1 protein-coding gene is annotated in these 592 nt (G+C 43.2%); it reads left to right on the top strand.

Translation table 11 applies throughout. The annotated features are described in order from the left end of the window. Nucleotides 1-592, top strand: a 592-nt coding sequence (locus R7044_RS26720) for a substrate-binding domain-containing protein (RefSeq protein WP_225456174.1), incomplete at both ends; no start/stop codon positions are given.

The raw sequence follows: 592 nt of genomic DNA, 5'->3' as shown, positions 1-592 counted from the left end.
CTCGGATGCTCTGGCCCTTATCAATACGATAGAGCCCACGTTCAATGAGTTACGAGGACAGATTTACGATCAGCAAGAGCTCGAAGATACGTCATTAATAAAAATGGATTGCTCAGAAACTCTCGTCGCAGGTTATCTGAGTATGATTATGGAAGAGCAATTAGCACGCGATCCTTATCTCAGAATCTCTACCAATCACACTCCGAGAATCGTTGAAAACGTAAAATCAGGGCGAGCGACCCTAGGATTCTGCGCTGGTTACTTACCTTCTCATCACGGTTTGATGAGCGTTCATCTCGCCGATGAGCCTTTCTCTATAATAAGTAAGCACCCGCTAACTCAATTACCAAAAGCGATTTTAACTAACGATTTGAATAACCCAGCCAATACGTATCAGCAAGCCAGTTTGTCCAAGTACGAGATCCAACCTGTGATGGAAATGGACTCCTACACTGCGGCAGCGCAATTAGCTTTAAAAGGTATGGCACCAGCACTGATACCTAAATCCATCATCAAAACACTCAACATCGCATCAAATTTTTGTTTTGAATTCGAAGAACTAGAGCCTCTAATTCGCCCAATACACATCTGT

It is taken from the genome of Vibrio sp. 1402, assembly GCF_033340275.1.
This window is presented reverse-complemented; position numbering and strand designations above follow the sequence as displayed.